Annotated in this window: 1 protein-coding gene; it reads right to left on the minus strand. The window is 66.5% G+C overall.

Going from position 1 to position 349, the window contains the following annotated elements:
• A partial coding sequence (locus U5775_RS39185) for a 2-keto-4-pentenoate hydratase (protein ID WP_322063468.1) occupies positions 1 to 349 on the minus strand: 349 nt, incomplete at both ends.

The following is a 349-nucleotide window of genomic DNA, read 5'->3' on the forward strand; positions in this document are numbered from 1 at the left end:
GCCGAGGCCGTCGATCTGCGCGGTATAGGTGCCGGGTTCCTTCACGGCAACCATCGGGCCGAGTGCGCCCGTAAGCACCACGTCACCGGCGCGCAATGGCGTGCCAAGCTGAACCATGCGGTCGGCGAGCCACACGGCGGCGTTGAGCGGATTGCCAAGGCACGCCGCGCCGTTGCCGCGCGAAAGCACCTCGCCATCGCGCGAAAGCTCCATCGCGCAGGCACTCAAATCGATCTGCGAAAGCGGCACAGGGCGGCTGCCCACCACGAAACGCGCGCTCGACGCGTTATCGGCGACCGTATCGACGAAGCGGATATCCCAGTTCCGTATCCGGCTGTCCACCACTTCG

Source organism: Paraburkholderia sp. J63 (assembly GCF_905220245.1).
Lineage (GTDB): Bacteria > Pseudomonadota > Gammaproteobacteria > Burkholderiales > Burkholderiaceae > Paraburkholderia.